Origin of the sequence: Mesorhizobium sp. M7A.F.Ca.CA.001.04.2.1 (genome assembly GCF_003998485.1) — a bacterium.
GTDB classification, from domain to species: domain Bacteria; phylum Pseudomonadota; class Alphaproteobacteria; order Rhizobiales; family Rhizobiaceae; genus Mesorhizobium; species Mesorhizobium ciceri.
This window is the reverse complement of the sequence record NZ_RZQT01000129.1, coordinates 1-17,595: the sequence shown is the minus strand read 5'-3', so window position 1 is coordinate 17,595 and position 17,595 is coordinate 1. Positions and strand designations below refer to the sequence as shown.

The following is a 17,595-nucleotide window of genomic DNA, read 5'->3' as shown; positions in this document are numbered from 1 at the left end:
GGGTCCGGCAAGCGTCGGCAGCACGACGTCGGATTCGCGCGCCATGGTCGATTCGCGCACATTGACGATCGCGCCGATCTTCATGCCGGCTTTGCGGCAATAACGCAGCGAGGCCAGCGTGTCGGCGGTCTCGCCCGATTGCGAGATGAAAAACGCCGCATCGTTCTTCGACAGCGGCATTTCGCGGTAACGGAATTCGGAGGCGACATCGATGTCGACGGGCAGGCGCGCGTAGCGTTCGAACCAGTACTTGCCGATCAGGCCGGCCAGATACGCCGTGCCGCAGGCCGAGATCGCCAGCCGACCAATTTTGGCGAAGTCGAACGGCAGGTCGAGCGGCTTCGACACTCCGGAGACGAAATCCACGTAATGCGCCAAGGTGTGCGAGATCACCTCGGGCTGCTCATGGATTTCCTTTTCCATGAAATGGCGTCGGTTGCCCTTGTCGACCATGAAGCTGGTCGACAGCGACTGCTGGCGTTTGCGGTCGACCTTTGTGCCGTCAATGTCGAAGATGGTGACACCGCCACGGCGCACCACCGCCCAGTCGCCATCTTCCAGATAGGTGATCGAATTGGTGAACGGGGCGAGCGCGATGGCGTCGGAGCCCAGGAACATCTCGCCATCGCCATGGCCGACGGCCAAAGGCGGACCGTTGCGGGCGCCGACGATCAAATCCTCGTCGCCTTTGAACATGATCGCCAGCGCAAAGGCGCCTTCCAGCCGCTTCAGCGCCTGGTGCGCGGCTTCGACCGGATTCAGCCCCTTGGCGAGTTCGCGGGCCACCAGATGCGCCACGACCTCGGTGTCGGTCTGCGACGAAAAAGAATAGCCGTCGCGGACCAGTTCGTCGCGCAGTTCGGCGAAATTCTCGATGATGCCGTTGTGGACGATGGCGACGCCGTCGGAAAAATGTGGATGCGCATTGGTCTCGTTGGGCACGCCATGCGTCGCCCAGCGCGTGTGGCCGATGCCGATCGTGCCATCGAGCGGCTCGTCCTTGAGCCGGCGCTCCAGGTTGATCAACTTGCCTTCGGCGCGGCGGCGGGCGAGTTCGCCACGCTCGATGGTCGCGACGCCGGCCGAATCATAGCCACGGTACTCCAACCGCTTCAGCGCATCGACGATGAGCGGCGCAACCTGCGAGTGGCCGACGATTCCAACGATACCGCACATGCAGAAAGCCCCCGATTCCCCGGAAAACCAGCGCTATTTAGGGATGGCCAGCCTGCCGTGGAAAGTCACATTGCATTTCGTCCCGTATAACGGAACGCTCATTCTGTCGATGCACCATGACAGGCCGCTCTTGCAATCCGGTTACTGCAATCGTTCGGTTTGCGGGCTGGTCTTACTTTTTCTTCGCCGCCGCCGCCGAAGCAAAGCGCTCGCGCAACTCCTTGCCCTTGCCTGGAATGGTCTTCTGGCGGGCGCGGCCGAAGGCCAGCGCGTCGTCGGGCACGCTTTCGGTGATCACGCTGCCTGAGGCGATGTAGCCGCCCTTGCCGATGGTGACAGGCGCCACCAGCGACGAATTGGAGCCGACAAAAGCGCCCTCGCCGATGTCGGTGAAGAATTTCGAATAGCCGTCATAATTGCAGGTAATGGTGCCGGCGCCGATATTGGCCCCAGCACCAACACGGGCGTCGCCGATATAGGTCAAATGGTTGACCTTGGCGCCCTCTTCGATAACCGCCTGCTTGACCTCGCAGAAATTGCCGACCTTGGCCTTGTTCCTGAGATCGGCACCCGGCCGCAGCCGCGCGTACGGCCCGACATCGCAATTGGACGCAATGGTGGCGCCCTCGATATGGCTGAACGCATGGATCTTGGCGCCCGTGGCAATCTTCACACCCGGACCGAACCAGACATTGGGCTCGACGATGGTATCAGTGCCAATCTCGGTGTCATGCGAGAAATACACGGTCTCCGGCGCGATCAGCGTCACGCCCGACAGCATCGCCTCATGCCGCCGGCGCGCCTGCCAGATGGCTTCGGCTTGCGCCAGTTCGGCGCGGTTGTTGATGCCGAGCGCGCTTTCGAAACTGGCTTCGGTGGCCACGACATTGAGGCCTCGCGCACTGGCGATCTCGACAATATCGGTGAGATAATACTCGCCCTTTGCATTTTTGTTGCCGACCCGATCGAGCAGCGCCAGCGCATGGGCGCCGGCCACCGCCATCATGCCGGCATTGCAGAAGGTTATTTTCCTCTCCTCCTCGGAGCAGTCCTTCTCCTCGCGGATGGCGGTCAGCTTGCCGTCCTTTTCGATCAACCGGCCATAACCAGTCGGACTGGGCGGGCGGAAGCCGATCACGACGACGGCAGCGCCTTCAGCCAGTTTCAGCCGCGCCACGGTCAGCGCATCTGCATCGATCAGCGGCGTGTCCCCGAACATGACCAGGATATCGTCATAACCCTTTGATATTGCATCGCGCGCGGCAAGCACGGCGTGCGCGGTGCCAAGGCGCTTTTCCTGCACGAAAGTCTCGGCCTTGGGCGCGAACTTTGCCGCGGCCTTGCGCATCTCGTCGGCGCCATGGCCGATCACCAGCGCCTGGCTGCCGGCACCCGCCTCTTCCGCTGCCTTCACCACATGGGCGACCATCGGCAGGCCGGCAATCTGGTGCAGCACCTTCGGCAGCACGCTCTTCATGCGCGTGCCTTCGCCGGCGGCGAGGATGACGGACAGGCAGGATCTCTGGCTCATGGATGGGCAACCATATGAAAGGGTTGGGAATCAAGACAGGATAGCAGTGGGCCCATGCTTCACCAATGCGGTTAAATTCCGGTGAGATGGCGGAGCAGCTGACTCTTAATCAGCGGGTCTTAGGACAGAATTCGGCAGTCAGCCCCCCTACAACAGGCCGTGTTTCCTGAATTCCGCCTGCTCGTCACCCGATATCCAGCCAAACACCTTCAGCTTGCCATCGCGCTTTTCGACGAGATAGTTGATCGCAAAGTCGATGGTCACGAGACTCCCATCCTTGCGTTCATAGTCACCGGACCAGTTTACCTCAGCCACGCAATGGTCCTGATCGATTGGCATCACCGAGACATCGACGCAGGTCATTCTCTTGCTGCCGAGGGCACGATAGGCCTCAAAACCCTTTGTCATAATGGCCTTCAACTGCTCGCCATTCTCGCCAACCATGACCGCCGCCGGCGTCACCGAGACAAAACCCGCCGAATACATGTCCGCGACGTCGTTGAGATCGGCGGTGTCGGCGATCGCGTCATTGTAGATTTCCTCATAGGCCTTGAAGAATTTTCGCACATCCGCCTTGGCTACCATTCTCGCCTCCCGGCTCGAAAAAGTGTTGGTCAACGGCACTGCAAATGCGGGCTGGTGTGCATCGTTCCCGTGCGGGGGGGAGACTACCCCAGCCGCCCCAGCACTGGAAAATTCTCCAGCAGCCAATACGACACGGTCTGCACGCCACCAGTCAGAAAAAACACACCGGCGATCACCAGCAGCGCGCCGATGGCCTTTTCGACGCGGCCGAGATGGACGCGGAATTTGCCGAGGAAGCGCATGAAGGCGCCGGAAAACAGCGCTGCGATCAGGAACGGGATGCCCAGCCCGAGCGAATAGGCGGCGAGCAGCAGCGCGCCCTCGCCCACCGTTTCACGGCCGCCGGCCAGCGTCAGGATCGGTCCCAGAACCGGGCCGATGCAGGGCGTCCAGCCAAAGGCGAAAGCCAGCCCCATGACATAGGCCGCGACCGCACTTGCCGGCTTTCCCTGTGACTGGAAGCGCGCCTCGCGTGACAGCAGCGGAATGCGCAGGACGCCGAGGAAATTCAGGCCCATCAGGATGATCAGCACGCCTGCGCCCATGGCCAGCGGCTCCTGCCAGACGCGTAGCAGCCGGCCGATGGTCGAGGCGCCGGCGCCGAGCGCGACAAAGACGGTCGAGAAGCCGAGCACGAAGGCGATCGAAGAATAGATCAGCGCGCCGCGTGCGCCTTCACGCGCTGTCGCACCCGCATTGCCACGGAAATCGTCGACCGAGACGCCGGCCATATAACAGAGATAAGGCGGCACCAGCGGCAGCACGCAAGGCGACAGGAACGAAATCGCCCCAGCCCCGACCGCGCTGACATAGCCGATGTCCAATGCCATTTCCAAGAACTCCAATGTCGTGACGCCGATATAGCGACGCGCAGCCTTGTCCACCAATCACCATTGTGTTGGCAAGATCATCCATTGCCCGACGCACTTGCCAGGAAGAAACGACAGCCCGCAGGCGTTGATGCTGTGAGGCCGCGATTTCCCGCGCGTCTCCAGATATCAGTCAGGAGATTTCCATGAAAACCATAACCGCAGGACTGGCAGCGCTTCTGCTCAGCACCGCCGCATCCTTCGCTGCCGACGCGTGGAAGGAAGCCGAGGTCAATGGCGCCAAGATCTACACCGACGCCAATGGCATGACGCTTTACACCTATGACAAGGACGAGAAGGGCAAGAGCAACTGCTACGACAAATGCGCCACCAACTGGCCGCCGCTGAAAGCCGAAGCCGGCGCCAAGGCGGATGACGAGTGGAGCGTCGTCGACCGCACCGACGGCACCAAGATGTGGGCCTATGACGGCAAGCCGGTCTACACCTTCATAAAGGACAAGAAGCCCGGCGATGTGACCGGCGACGGCGTCGGCGAAGTCTGGCATATCGTCAAGGCCGACTAAGCACGCCAGTCCCGCTGCTGGCTGGACAAGGGCTGGTCGCCGGGCATCTCCATGCCACCCGGCGGCCGGCATCGAACAGCCCGTTATAATGTCGCCCGTCCTGGTTTGGGCAGCATTTCAACGACTCGGCGGAAAAATGAATCGGGTCGTTTCCGCTGACTCAGACCCACCATCTGCCTTTCCCAAATTCTGTGATTTTCTCCATACACTCTAAGAGTGTATTGCTGCGGACCGGCCCGCAATTTGGGCGCTTCCCCTTGACCGGATGCAAAAGCGCGGCCATGTGAGCGACAAATAGAACGAGATTTCGTCGCGCGCAGCGGAATTCTTCTGCCGCACCACAGCTGATATGAGACCTCATGGACGTCGTCGTCGTCGAATCGCCGGCCAAGGCGAAGACAATCAACAAATACCTCGGCAAGAACTACAAGGTTCTGGCCTCGTTCGGCCATATCAGGGACTTGCCGGCCAAGGATGGCTCGGTGCGTCCGGATGAGGATTTCGCCATGTCCTGGGCGGTCGACACCGCCTCTGGCAAGCGCCTCGCCGACATCGCCAAGGCGGTCAAGGACGCCGACGGCCTGATCCTCGCCACCGATCCGGATCGCGAAGGCGAAGCGATTTCCTGGCATGTGCTGGAAGTGCTGAAGCAGAAGCGCGCGCTGAAGGACAAGCCGGTCAGCCGCGTCGTCTTCAACGCCATCACCAAATCGTCGGTGCTGGAAGCGATGGCCAATCCGCGCCAGATCGATGCGCCGCTGGTCGATGCCTATCTCGCCCGCCGGGCGCTGGATTATCTCGTCGGCTTCACGCTGTCGCCGGTGCTGTGGCGCAAACTGCCGGGCGCCCGTTCGGCCGGACGCGTCCAGTCGGTTGCGCTGCGTCTCGTCTGCGACCGCGAATCCGAGATCGAGCGCTTCAGCCGCGAGGAATACTGGCAGATCGCTGCACTGCTGGGCACGCCGCGCAACGAGAATTTCGAAGCGCGGCTGACCGCCTTCGATCGCAAGAAGCTGCAAAAGCTCGACATTTCCAACAAGGCGCAGGCCGACGACATCAAGTCGATGCTCGAAGGCGCAACCTTCAAGGCGGTGTCGGTGGAAGCCAAGCCGACCAAGCGCAATCCCGGCCCACCCTTCACCACCTCGACGCTGCAGCAGGCCGCCTCGTCGGGCCTCGGCTTCTCGGCCAGCCGCACCATGCAGGTGGCGCAACGCCTCTATGAAGGCATGGAGATCGGCGGCGAGACCACCGGTCTGATCACCTATATGCGAACCGACGGCGTACAGATGGCACCCGAGGCGATCGACGCCGCACGCGATGCCATTGCCAAGGAATTCGGTCCAAAATACCTGCCGGAAAAGCCGCGCCAATATACGGCCAAAGCCAAGAACGCCCAGGAAGCGCACGAAGCGATCCGCCCGACGGATTTCATGCGCACCCCGGCATCGGTCAGGCAATATCTCGATTCCGACCAGATGCGGCTCTATGAGCTGATCTGGAAGCGCGCCATCGCCAGCCAGATGCAGCCGGCCGAAATCGAGCGCACCACCGCCGAGATCGAGGCGGTCAATGGATCGCGCACCGCGGAGCTGCGTGCCATCGGTTCGGTCGTTCGGTTCGACGGTTTCATCGCGGCATACACCGACCAGAAGGACGACGATGCGGAAGACGAGGAAAATCGTCGCCTGCCCGAGATCCGTGCCGGCGAGCAGCTTGCCCGCCAGGCGATCAACGCCACCCAGCACACCACCGAGCCGCCGCCGCGTTACTCCGAAGCGTCGCTGATCAAGAAGCTGGAAGAGCTCGGCATCGGCCGGCCTTCTACCTATACGGCGATCCTGAAGACGCTCGAGGACCGCGACTATGTCACCATCGACAAGCGCCGGCTGGTGCCGCAGGCCAAGGGCCGGCTGCTGTCGGCTTTCCTCGAAAGCTTCTTCAAGCGCTATGTCGAGTACGACTTCACCGCGTCCCTCGAGGAAAAGCTCGACGAGATTTCGGACGGCAAGCTCGCCTGGAAGGACGTGCTGCGCGATTTCTGGAAGGATTTTTCCGGCGCCGTCGCCGACATCAAGGAACTGCGCGTCACCGACGTGCTCGATGCGCTCAATGAAGAGCTGGCGCCGCTGGTGTTCCCCGCGCGCGAAGACGGTTCGAATCCACGCATCTGCCCGAAATGCGGCACCGGCAATCTGTCGCTGAAGCTCGGCAAGTTCGGCGCCTTTGTCGGCTGCTCCAACTATCCCGAATGCTCCTACACCCGCCAGCTCGGCGATGCCGCCAACCCCAATGGCGAGAATGGCGGCGGCGAAGACGGCACCAAGGTCATCGGCAAGGACCCCTATACGTCAGAGGAAATCACGCTGCGCAGCGGCCGCTTCGGCCCCTATCTGCAACGCGGCGACGGCAAGGAAGCCAAGCGCTCCAGCCTGCCCAAGGGCTGGACGGCAGAGTCGATCGACCACGAAAAGGCGCTGGCGCTGCTGTCGCTGCCGCGCGATGTCGGCCAGCATCCGGAAACGGCCAAGATGATCTCGGCCGGGCTCGGCCGTTACGGTCCGTTCGTGCTGCATGACGGCACCTATGCCAATCTCGAAAGCATCGAGGACGTGTTCTCGATCGGCCTCAACCGCGCCGTGTCGGTGATCGCCGAGAAGCAGCTGAAGGGCAAGGGTGGCCGCAATGGCGGCACGGCCGCTGCGCTCAAGGAGCTCGGCGACCACCCCGATGGCGGCGGCAAGATCGTCGTGCGCGACGGCAAATACGGGCCTTACGTGAATTTCGGCAAGGTCAATGCTACGCTGCCCAAGGGCAAGGATCCCCAGTCGGTGACGATGGAGGATGCGCTGGCGCTGATTGCCGAGAAGGAAGCCAAGGGCGGCGGCGGCAAAAAGCCGTTCCGCAAGGCGGCCGCGGCCAAAGCTCCGGCAACCAAGAAAGTAGCCGCCAAGAAGCCGGCTGCTAAGAAGCCGGCCGCGAAGAAAAAAGGGTAGGACAGCGTGGCGCGCAAGATCACCGGCAGAACCCACGGCGATCCGCGCACCGCCGACACCAGGGCCAAGGTCAAGGACGACTATCGGCCGTCGCGTGACGAAATCCTGCGCTACATTGCCGAAAATCCCGATCGCGCCGGCAAGCGCGACATCGCCAAGGCGTTCGCGCTGCGCGGCGACGACCGCATCTGGCTGAAGGATATTTTGCGCGACCTGCAGGACGAAGGCGTCCTCACCAAGGAGCGCAAGGGGCTGGCCCGCGTCGGTGCCCTGCCCCATGTCACGGTCCTCGATATTTTCGACCGCGATGCCGATGGCGTGCTCTTGGCGCGCCCAACCGAACACACAGCCAATGGGCCGCCGCCCATCGTTTCCATCCGCCTGTCGCGCAGTGGCAGTGGACCGGCGCCCGGCATTGGCGACCGCGTGCTGGCCAAGACCTTTCCGGCCGACGACACGAACGTCGCCCCGGGCGGCCCCGCCTACACCGGGCGGGTGGTGAAGATTTTCGAAAAACGTACCGATGCCGTGCTCGGTATCTTTCGCATCCTGCAGGACGGCACCTTCCGCATCGAACCGGTGGAACGGCGCCAGCCCGAACTGATCGTCGACAAGGAATTCCAGAACGGCGCCAAGAATGGCGACCTGGTCGAGGTCGAGCCGGCGCGAGCCTCCCGTTTCGGCTTGCCGAGAGCCAAGGTGCTCAACGTGCTGGGCTCTCTAACCAGCGAAAAGGCGGTCTCTATGATCGCCATCCATGCGCACGACATTCCGCATATCTTCCCGGCCGACGTCATCGCAGAATCCGAAGCCGTCAAACCGGCGACGCTTGACCATCGCGAGGATTGGCGCGACCTGCCGCTGGTCACCATCGATCCGGCCGACGCCAAGGACCATGACGACGCCGTCTTCGCCACGCCGGATCTCGACGAGAAGAACCCCGGCGGCGTGGTTGCCACCGTGGCGATCGCCGACGTCGCCGCCTATGTGCGCTATGGCACTGCACTCGACCGCGAAGCGCTGAAGCGCGGCAACTCGGTCTATTTCCCGGATCGTGTCGTGCCGATGCTGCCCGAGCGCATCTCCAACGATCTCTGCTCGCTGCGCGAGGGCCAGGACCGGCCGGCATTGGCGGTGCGCATGATCTTTTCGGCCGAGGGCCGCAAGCTCAGGCACACCTTCCATCGCGTCATGATGAAGTCGGCGGCAAAGCTCGCCTACCAACAGGCTCAGGCGGCGATCGACGGTGCGCCGGACGACAAGACAGGCCCGATCCTCGAAACCGTGCTGAAGCCACTGTGGGACGCCTATGCGATCCTGAAGCGCGGCCGCGATGGCCGCCAGCCGCTCGAACTCGATCTGCCGGAGCGCAAGATCGTACTCAAGCCGGACGGCACCGTCGACCGCGTCATCGTGCCGGAGCGGCTCGATGCCCACAAGCTCATCGAAGAATTCATGATCCAGGCCAATGTCGCCGCGGCCGAGACGCTGGAGGCGAAGAAGCAGGAGCTGGTCTATCGCGTCCACGACGCGCCGTCGCTCGCCAAGCAGGAATCGCTGCGCGAGTTCCTGCAGACATTGGGCCTGTCACTGGCGCGCGGCGCGCAGATGCAGCCAAGCCAGTTCAACGGCATTTTGGAGCGCGTGCGTGGCGCCGACAATGAAGGCCTTGTCAACGAAGTGGTGCTGCGCTCGCAGAGCCAGGCCGAATACTCGCCAAAGAACATCGGCCATTTCGGTCTCAACCTCCGCCGCTACGCCCATTTCACCTCGCCGATCCGCCGCTATGCCGATTTGATCGTGCATCGCGGACTTATTGCCGCACCCGGACTGGGTCCGGGTGGGCTGACGCAGGACGAAGCGGCACGGCTCGAAGATGTCGCGGTGCTGATCTCCGGCACGGAACGCCGCGCAATGGCGGCCGAGCGGGACACGGTCGACCGTCTGATCGCCGCCTATCTCGCCGAACGCGTCGATGACCGCTTCGATGCCCGCATCTCCGGCGTCACCAAATCAGGACTATTTGTCCAATTGCCGCAGTACGGCGCGGATGGTTTCATCCCGGTGTCAACTCTGGGCGGCGATTACTATATATACGATGAAACGGCTCGCTCCCTGTTCGGAGAACGCTCTGGCAAAGGCTACCAACTCGCGGACCGCGTCGAGGTCCGGCTTATCGAGGTGGCGCCGATGGCCGGCGCAATGCGCTTCGAGATGTTGACCGACCCAAAGCCTCTGCCGGGCTCCAAGAGGTCGTTTCACAAGGCCAAGGGCCGCGCCCGCGCGTCGCAATCGCGACCGGGTTCGCGCGGCAGGAGACGATGATGACAACAGCCATGGAAGAACAGGTTTTCGGCGGAGAACATCACTCGGGCCGGGCCGCACGCCCGCTGTGGACGGCGATGAAGCGCGGCCTGCTCGGCCGCTGCCCGCATTGCGGCGAAGGCAAGCTGTTTCGCGCTTTTACCAAGACCGTCGACACATGCGGCGTCTGCGGCGAGGAATTGCATCACCACCGGGCCGACGACCTGCCGGCCTACCTCGTCATCGTCATCGTCGGCCACATCGTGCTGGGCGCCTTCATGGGCGTTGAGGCGACGTCGACTTTGTCCATATGGCAGCACATCGCCATCTGGGTGCCGCTGACCATCCTTTTGTCGGTTGCGCTGCTGCAGCCGGTCAAGGGTGCCGTCATCGGACTGCAATGGGCCTTCTATATGCACGGCTTCGGCGGGGAGCACGACGTGATCGAGCCGCATCCCGGAGCCTAGGCCGCAGCCAAGAATGCTGCCTGGCGCAACATACCGACCGTGAAAGGCCACTTTCGCTTGCCAGAAGTTTCCGCTAGGTCCTGCGCATGGACGGTATGACCAAGGCGGAAGTCGACAGGATCGAGCGGAGCATGACAGCTCATAGCGGCCGGCCAATTCGCCCGCGCGACGCGGCAACCCTCATCCTGCTCGACCGCAAGGACGACGACGTACTGGTTCTGATGGGTCGCCGCCATGCCGGCCACGCCTTCATGCCGGGCAAGTTCGTCTTTCCCGGCGGCCGCACCGATCCGGCCGATAGCCGCATACCGGTCGTCGCCGCCCTGCACCCGAAGCAGGAAGCCAAGCTGATCGCCGGGCCGGGGCGCACAAGCGCCGCACGAGCCCGCGCCATCGCCCTGTCGGCCATCCGAGAGACCTATGAGGAAGCCGGGCTGCTGATCGGCCGCAAGGGTGCTTTCGCAACCCCCAGATCCGACTGGCAAGGCTTTGCCGAACACGGCGTGCAACCCTCTCTCGACATGCTGCGCTTCGTCGCGCGCGCCATCACGCCGCCCAACCGGGTGCGCCGCTTCGACACCCGCTTCTTCAGCGCCTGGCGTGACGACGTCGCGGTCGAACTGCCCGGTGGCGGTCCGACCAACGAACTGGAAGAGCTGGTCTGGCTGCCGCTTGCCAAGGCCAGGGAAGCCGACATACCCGACATCACCCGAATGATCCTGGACGAGCTGGAAAAGCGCCTCGCCCATGATCCACTGTTGCGTCCAGGCGGTCCCGTGCCCTTCTACCGGCTTGTCCGCAGCCGCTTCATCCGCGAACTTCTCTAGAGCAATTCCAAGAAAAGTGTGACGCGGTTTTCCGTCCGAATTGCGTAAGATCAAACAGACAGAGTATTCAGCATCCATGACGGTCGATACCCAACCAAAGGGCGACGAGCGCGTACACTGGCTGCCGATGGTGGCGGCGATCTCGTCGATCAGCGTCGTCGGCATCGCCATCGGCCTCGGCATGCCGCTGCTCAGCGTCATCCTTGAAACACGCGGCCACTCGGCTTCGATGATCGGCCTCAACACCGCCGTCGCCGGCCTCGCCTCGATCGCCGGTGCGCCGCTGGCGACCCCGCTCGCCATGCGCTTCGGCGTTGCCTGGACCATGATCGCCATGATCGCCGCCGGCGCGCTGGCCTTTGTCGGCTTCCATTTCGCACCCGATTTCTGGATGTGGTTTCCACTGCGCATCGTGCTGCACATTGCGCTGACGGTGCTGTTCATCCTGTCTGAATTCTGGATCAGCACCTCGGCGCCGCCGCACCGGCGCGGCCTTGTCCTTGGCATTTACGCCACTGTCCTGTCGCTCGGCTTTGCCGCCGGACCGTGGCTGTTCGCTCATCTCGGCAGTTCCGGCTTCAGGCCGTTCGGCGTCATCATCGCGTTGGTGACGCTGGCGGCCATACCCGTGCTGGCAGCACGCAACGAGAGCCCGTCGATCGCCTCGGATGGCGAAACCAGCAATTTCCTGCGCTACATCTGGCTGGTGCCGTCGGCGACCGCTGCCGTGCTGGTGTTCGGCGCGGTGGAAACCGGCGGCTTTGCGCTGTTCCCGATCTATGGCAGCCGAATCGGCTATTCCGAGGCCGATGCGGCTCTTCTGCTGACCATGATCGGCCTCGGCAATGTGTTGTTGCAGATCCCGATCGGCATGATCAGCGACCGCGTCAGCGATCGCCGCTACCTGCTGATTGCCTGCGCGACGGTCGGTCTTATCGGCACCGTGTTCATGCCCTTCTTCGCCCAGAATTGGCATTTGATGGCCGCGCTTCTGTTCGTCTGGGGCGGCGTCGTCGCTGCCATGTACACGATCGGCCTTGCCCATCTCGGCTCGCAGCTTTCCGGCCATGAACTGGCGTCGGCCAATGCCGCCTTCGTGCTGTGCTACGGCGTCGGCATGGTGCTCGGGCCGCAGGCGATCGGCATCGGCATGGATGCGTTCGGCCCGTCCGGCTTCGGCTGGTCGCTCGGCCTGTTCTTCGCCGCCTATATCGCTTTGGTCGCCGTCAGGTTGGTTCGCAAGATCCTGCTGTAGCGCGACTGCGGCCTGCCATGCATTTGGCACGGCACGGTGACAGGCTGCTGACAGAACCGTGTCAGGAGCACAGGGCTAAAAAGGTGTCCCAAAACACTTGAGGACACTTCCATGATCGACAGCGGCTTTGAAACCACATCGCTACGAATGACACTGCTTCTGCTCGTGACCTTCCAGGCTCCGGCCGCCGACGTCGACCGCATCATGGATGCCGTGGTGGCGATCGCGCCGCTGGCCATGGGCAAATATGACCGCAATGCCTATCAGTCGGCGCACGGCATCGAACGCTACAGGCCGCTTGACGGTGCGGCCGCCGGCGCCGAAACCGAATTGCGGCGGCGCCCCGGCACGGTCGAGGTTTCCTTCGAACTGCCGGACGACCAGGCGCTGGCCGCCCGCGTCGTCGAGGCGATTTTCCAGGCGCACTCCTACCAGGAACCGGTGATCCGCATTCAGCCGATTCTCGCCAGCCGTTCCAAGGGGCTGGACGACCGCGCCAATCCGAATCGCTGGTGGAACACGACCGGAGACTGGAAGAAGGTTGCGGCATCGGCTACGGAAACCGCATGATTTCCGCTCCCGAGCCGGCTCTGGTGGGTCGCACAAGGCCTACCGGGCTTGACTTTCCGGGCGCGTTCTTTATGTGTCGCGCCAAGTTTCCCGCGTCCGGGTGTTTCCCCGTGCTCCAGCGGCCAAAACCCCACGAACAAACGGACTGATATCATGGCCAAAGCCGCAAACATCAAGATCAAGCTTCTGTCGACCGCCGACACCGGTTTCTTCTACGTGACCAGCAAGAACAGCCGCACCAAGACCGACAAGCTGTCGTTCCGCAAGTACGACCCGGTCGCCAAGAAGCACGTCGAGTTCAAGGAAACCAAGATCAAGTAATCCGGGTTTCCCGCCGCAATGCCGAAACGCCGCCCAATGGGCGGCGTTTTTCGTTTGTAACAGTTGATTTCGTTGCATCCGAGCAGAGACTCCAGCCAAAGGATTGACCCTTAGCCATGGTTGCGGCACCCTTGGCCGTGGGTTGGGTGTCACGAATAAGGCGCCTATGGATGTCGAAGAAGTTGAAAGCTGCAATCATTGCAGCCCTTGTCGCTCTGGCTGCTGGCTTTGCCGTCAGCAACGGGCTGATAAGCCAGCAGACGGCCGATGAGATCAAGGCCAGGACTGACCAGGTTCTGACTGAGGAAGAGGCCGCACCGCCTGCACCTCAGCCTGACAGCCCCGCCACGCCTTCCACGGAACCCGCACCGCAGGCTCCGACACCTCCCGCCGCGGCACCCCCGCAAGGATCACAACAGGGTCAATGAAGAAGCCTCGCCAGGATGGGCTCCTCTCGTGCGATCGCGCCATCTGAGTGTATCGTTTTAATACAATCGCCAATTGGTAGACTTGCACCACGGATAGGTAGTTAGTTTCAGCGTCAGGCAAAAAGGGGGGAAATGCCTCGCACTGGGAGAAAACGATGTCCGTACAAAAAGGCGACTTTCGAACCAACAGAGCCGACTACGTGATTGCCGCGATGCATGGCGGAGTGACCGCCGAAGACAGCGTTCGAGACGAGAACCTGGCAAGGAGAAAGAAGTCCCTGTGGCTGAAGGAGCGGCGATCGGCCAAATCGGCTGAAAACCCGTTGGACAGCTCGCCGCTGTCCAAAAGAAGCCCCCGCGGTTAGCGGTCTACAATCGCCTTCCGCGATCACACCATATCCGCACACAACCCACTCGCCCATATTGCAGGTGCCACCGTCGGTGTTGACTAACTCCGACGGTGGCCTAGTTCGCGGCGAAATGACCTCCGTTCTTTTGAGAAGACGGCGGGACTAAGGTCTTGCGCCCTAGACGCAAAGGTCCGAGCGATCCTGTTAGGTTCGGGAAATGTCTCTTGGACGTTCCGCTATTTTATCCAATTGAAATGTAGCGTTACCGTGTTTGTCCCGCCCGATAGCGGCGCCTGATCCGGCTGCCCGCATCCGACCCGGCTGCGTCCCCTCAGCCGATGCGCTCGCCGCTTTTCGCATCGAACAGATGCAGCTGGTCCGGTTCGGCCGCCAACCGCACCACGTCGCCGGACTTGACGCCGGCACGGCCCATGGCAAAGACGCACAGCTGCTGGCTGGCTAGCTTGACGTAGAACTGCGTCGAAAGGCCGAGCGGCTCGACCACACCCACCTCGCCCTTCAACGCACCCTCGTCCGCCAGCTTGATATGCTCGGGCCGCAAACCGACGGTGATGGCGTCACCGTGGGTCAGTGGCAGGCCTTCCGGCAGCCGCAGCGCCTGGCCGTCGGCCAGTACGGCCTCCAACGTAGCGCCCTTACGAACCGTCGCCGGCAGAAAATTCATGCCGGGTGAACCAATGAAACCCGCAACGAACATGTTGGCCGGCCGGTCGTAGAGATCGAGCGGCGCGCCGACCTGCTGGATCAGCCCGTCATGCATGACGACGATCCGGTCGGCCATGGTCATCGCCTCGATCTGGTCGTGCGTGACATAGACCGATGTCGTCTTCAGTTGCTGGTGCAGCGCCTTGATCTCGGCGCGCATATGGACGCGCAGCTTGGCGTCGAGGTTCGACAGCGGCTCGTCGAACAGGAAGACCTTGGGGTCGCGCACGATCGCCCGGCCCATGGCGACGCGCTGGCGCTGGCCGCCGGACAATTGCCGCGGCAGGCGCTGCAGGAAGGTGTCGAGCCCGAGCCGCTTGGCGGCGCCGTCCACCCTGGCGTCGATCGTCGCCTTCTCCGCCTTCTTCAGGAGCAGGCTGAAGCCCATGTTCTTCGACACGTCCATATGCGGATAGAGCGCATAGGACTGGAACACCATTGCGATGTCGCGGTCCTTGGGTGCTACGTCATTGACCAGCCGCTCGCCAATGCGGATCTCGCCGCCGGAAGCCTCCTCCAACCCGGCGATCATGCGCAAAAGCGTGGACTTGCCGCAGCCTGACGGGCCGACCAGGACGACGAACTCGCCATCGGCGATTTCAAGGTCGACCGCGTGCAGGACGCGGACGGCGCCATAGTCCTTGCGGACCTTCTCGAGCGTAACAGAGGCCATCGATCTATCCTTTGACGGCGCCGGCGGTCAGGCCGGTGACGAGATAGCGTTGCAGGAAGGCGAAGAAGATGCAGACCGGGATCAACGCCAGGATCGATGCCGCCATCATCTGTCCCCAATCGACGGCGAACTTGCCGATGAAGGTGAGCAAGCCGACGGCGAAGGTCTTCTGGTCGTCGCTGGAAATCAGCATTAGCGCGAACAGAAGCTCGCTCCAGGCGGCGGTGAAGACGAAACCGAGCGTCGCGCCCATGCCCGGCAGCGTCAGCGGCACGATCACCTTGCGCATCGCCTGTGCACGCGTGCAGCCGTCGATCATCGCCGCTTCCTCCAGATCCTTGGGAATGCCGTCGAAGAAGGACTGCATGAGGAAGGTGGCAAAAGCCGTGTTGAAGGCGGTGTAGATGATGATCAGCCCGGTCAGGCTGTTGATCAGTCCGATCTGACCCATCACGCGGTAGATCGGCGGAATGACCATCACCAGCGGAAAGGTCTGGGTCAAAAGCAACATCAGCGCCAGTGCTGCCTTGCCGCGAAAGGTGAAGCGCGACATGGCATAACCGGCAAGCGTGGCGATGATTGTCACCAGTGCCGCCGTCGATACCGAGACGATGACGCTGTTGAGGAAATAGCGGGGGAAATCGGTGGCCTCGAGCACGGTGACGAAGTTCTGCAGCGTCATGTGCGACGGCCAGAAGGTGATGCCTTCGGAATAAAGCAGCCGCTCCGGCGTGACCGAGATCTTCAGCGTCCAGTAGATCGGGAACAAGGCAAAGAGCACGTAAGCCGCGATTGCCGCGTAGAGGCCGATGCCGCCGAAGAAGCGCTGCGAGGCTGTGCGTCCTGCGATCATCAGACGTGCCTCACCAGGGTGCGGCGGATACCGATCAGCGCAATCGCATAGGCAATGAGCAGGACCAATAGCAGCACGGCCACCGCCGAGGCATAGCCCTTGTCCAGCGATTTGAAGGCGCTGACATAGATGTAGACCGGCACCGTGTTGGTCGAGCCGGCCGGTCCGCCTTCGGTCATGACGAAGATCAGGTCGGCGAAGGTGGCGATCCAGATGGTGCGCAACATCACGGTGATGGCGATGGTCGGCGCCAGAAACGGCAGCGTCACCTTGGTGAAGCGCTGCCAGGGCGAAGCGCCGTCGATCGCCGCCGCCTCATGCAGTTCCGACGGGATCGACTTCAGCGCCGCCAGGAGCGTGATGGCGAAGAACGGAATGCCGAACCAGATATTGGCGACGATCGGCCCCCACATGGCGGTTGACGGATCGGACAGCACATTGGTCGGCTCGGCCTTCAGCCCCAATGCAAACAGCCAGTGCGGCAGCGGGCCGATGATCGGATTGAACAGCCAGGCCCAAGTCAGGCCCGACAGGAAGGACGGCACCGCCCAGGGCAGGAACACCAGGGCTTGTACAGCCTTGCGGCCGCGAAACGGCTTGTCGAGCAGAAGCGCCAGGCCAAGGCCGAGGAAGAACTGGAAAAAAAGGCTGGCGACCGTCCACCACAACGTGTTGACCAGCGCCTGGCCCAGCACCTGATCCGACAGCATCGCCTGATACTGGCCGAGCCCGACATATTCGGACTTGAACGCCGAGAACTTGCGGAAGGAGTAGCTGATGCCGATGACCAGCGGCACCAGAAGCACCACGACCAGCAGGATGATCGCCGGGCTGAGATAGAGCCATGGCTCGATAGCGGCATGGGATAGCCGCTTGCGACGCGGCTTGCCGACGGATCGTATTTCGGACACGGCGTAGGTCATTGGCTCGGGGGCGCTCCTGGAACGGCGTCGGGGCTGATGACAAGCGTCCTTCTCCCCGTTTCACGCGGAGAAGATGCCGGTCCACCCTCCGCAGCTGCTGCGGAAGACGGGCAGGCAGATGAGGGGCAGCGCGAACCTATCGAGGCATAGCGCCGCCCCTCATCCGTCACTTCGTGACACCCTCTCCCCCCCAACGGGGGGAAGGGGAGAAAAAATA

Annotated in this window: 15 protein-coding genes; 8 read left to right on the top strand and 7 right to left on the bottom strand. The window is 62.6% G+C overall.

The genetic code is table 11. From position 1 onward, the window contains the following. The 4 genes from glmS to EN955_RS28180 all read right to left on the bottom strand — a co-directional run. On the bottom strand, window positions 1-1,176 hold a 1,176-nt coding region (gene glmS, locus EN955_RS28195; protein ID WP_127223489.1), incomplete at its 3' end, for a glutamine--fructose-6-phosphate transaminase (isomerizing). A gap of 172 nt (window positions 1,177-1,348) precedes the next feature. Next, complete coding sequence (glmU, locus tag EN955_RS28190) at window positions 1,349-2,707, bottom strand: bifunctional UDP-N-acetylglucosamine diphosphorylase/glucosamine-1-phosphate N-acetyltransferase GlmU (protein ID WP_024503569.1); 1,359 nt, start codon at window positions 2,705-2,707, stop codon at window positions 1,349-1,351. Window positions 2,708-2,854: 147 nt separating this feature from the next. Further along, entirely contained in the window at window positions 2,855-3,292 is a 438-nt protein-coding gene (locus EN955_RS28185) for a hypothetical protein (RefSeq protein ID WP_024503570.1), read from the bottom strand. A gap of 83 nt (window positions 3,293-3,375) precedes the next feature. Then, window positions 3,376-4,122 (bottom strand): cytochrome c biogenesis CcdA family protein, encoded by a 747-nt coding sequence (locus tag EN955_RS28180; protein WP_013531914.1) that lies wholly within the window; start codon window positions 4,120-4,122, stop codon window positions 3,376-3,378. A gap of 185 nt (window positions 4,123-4,307) precedes the next feature. Here EN955_RS28180 and EN955_RS28175 point away from each other — a divergent pair, with 185 nt between their 5' ends. The 8 genes from EN955_RS28175 to rpmG all read left to right on the top strand — a co-directional run bounded on the left by EN955_RS28175 (window position 4,308) and on the right by rpmG (window position 13,425). Next, the gene (locus EN955_RS28175; RefSeq protein WP_024503571.1) at window positions 4,308-4,685 is read left to right on the top strand and encodes a hypothetical protein; all 378 of its coding nucleotides are present in this window, start codon (window positions 4,308-4,310) and stop codon (window positions 4,683-4,685) included. A 359-nt stretch (window positions 4,686-5,044) separates the two neighbouring features. Continuing rightward, on the top strand, window positions 5,045-7,681 hold the full coding sequence (gene topA, locus EN955_RS28170; RefSeq protein WP_024503572.1) for a type I DNA topoisomerase: 2,637 nt from the start codon (window positions 5,045-5,047) through the stop codon (window positions 7,679-7,681). 6 nt (window positions 7,682-7,687) lie between these two features. Beyond that, complete coding sequence (gene rnr / locus EN955_RS28165; protein ID WP_024503573.1) at window positions 7,688-10,006, top strand: ribonuclease R; 2,319 nt, start codon at window positions 7,688-7,690, stop codon at window positions 10,004-10,006. Window positions 10,007-10,017: 11 nt separating this feature from the next. After that, on the top strand, window positions 10,018-10,452 hold the full coding sequence (locus tag EN955_RS28160) for a DUF983 domain-containing protein (RefSeq protein ID WP_024503574.1): 435 nt from the start codon (window positions 10,018-10,020) through the stop codon (window positions 10,450-10,452). An 86-nt stretch (window positions 10,453-10,538) separates the two neighbouring features. Continuing rightward, the gene (locus EN955_RS28155; RefSeq protein WP_024503575.1) at window positions 10,539-11,279 is read left to right on the top strand and encodes an NUDIX domain-containing protein; all 741 of its coding nucleotides are present in this window, start codon (window positions 10,539-10,541) and stop codon (window positions 11,277-11,279) included. Between the two features lie 76 nt (window positions 11,280-11,355). Next, window positions 11,356-12,534 (top strand): MFS transporter, encoded by a 1,179-nt coding sequence (locus EN955_RS28150; protein ID WP_024503576.1) that lies wholly within the window; start codon window positions 11,356-11,358, stop codon window positions 12,532-12,534. A 111-nt stretch (window positions 12,535-12,645) separates the two neighbouring features. Next, the gene (locus tag EN955_RS28145) at window positions 12,646-13,104 is read left to right on the top strand and encodes a hypothetical protein (RefSeq protein WP_024503577.1); all 459 of its coding nucleotides are present in this window, start codon (window positions 12,646-12,648) and stop codon (window positions 13,102-13,104) included. Window positions 13,105-13,257: 153 nt separating this feature from the next. Beyond that, window positions 13,258-13,425 (top strand): 50S ribosomal protein L33, encoded by a 168-nt coding sequence (gene rpmG / locus EN955_RS28140; protein WP_006201775.1) that lies wholly within the window; start codon window positions 13,258-13,260, stop codon window positions 13,423-13,425. Between the two features lie 1,109 nt (window positions 13,426-14,534). On the opposite strand, the gene ugpC is transcribed toward rpmG, so the two are convergent. From ugpC to EN955_RS28115, 3 genes are read right to left on the bottom strand one after another with little or no spacing between them, the layout of a single operon-like run. Beyond that, window positions 14,535-15,602 carry a sn-glycerol-3-phosphate ABC transporter ATP-binding protein UgpC gene (ugpC, locus tag EN955_RS28125; RefSeq protein WP_024503579.1) on the bottom strand — a complete coding sequence of 356 codons (1,068 nt, stop codon included), beginning with the start codon at window positions 15,600-15,602 and terminating at the stop codon, window positions 14,535-14,537. Window positions 15,603-15,606: 4 nt separating this feature from the next. After that, entirely contained in the window at window positions 15,607-16,455 is an 849-nt protein-coding gene (locus tag EN955_RS28120; protein ID WP_013531924.1) for a carbohydrate ABC transporter permease, read from the bottom strand. Further along, window positions 16,455-17,378 carry a sugar ABC transporter permease gene (locus EN955_RS28115; protein ID WP_013531925.1) on the bottom strand — a complete coding sequence of 308 codons (924 nt, stop codon included), beginning with the start codon at window positions 17,376-17,378 and terminating at the stop codon, window positions 16,455-16,457. The genes EN955_RS28120 and EN955_RS28115 overlap by 1 nt, the downstream gene beginning before the upstream one ends. Between the last annotated feature and the right edge of the window lie 217 nt (window positions 17,379-17,595).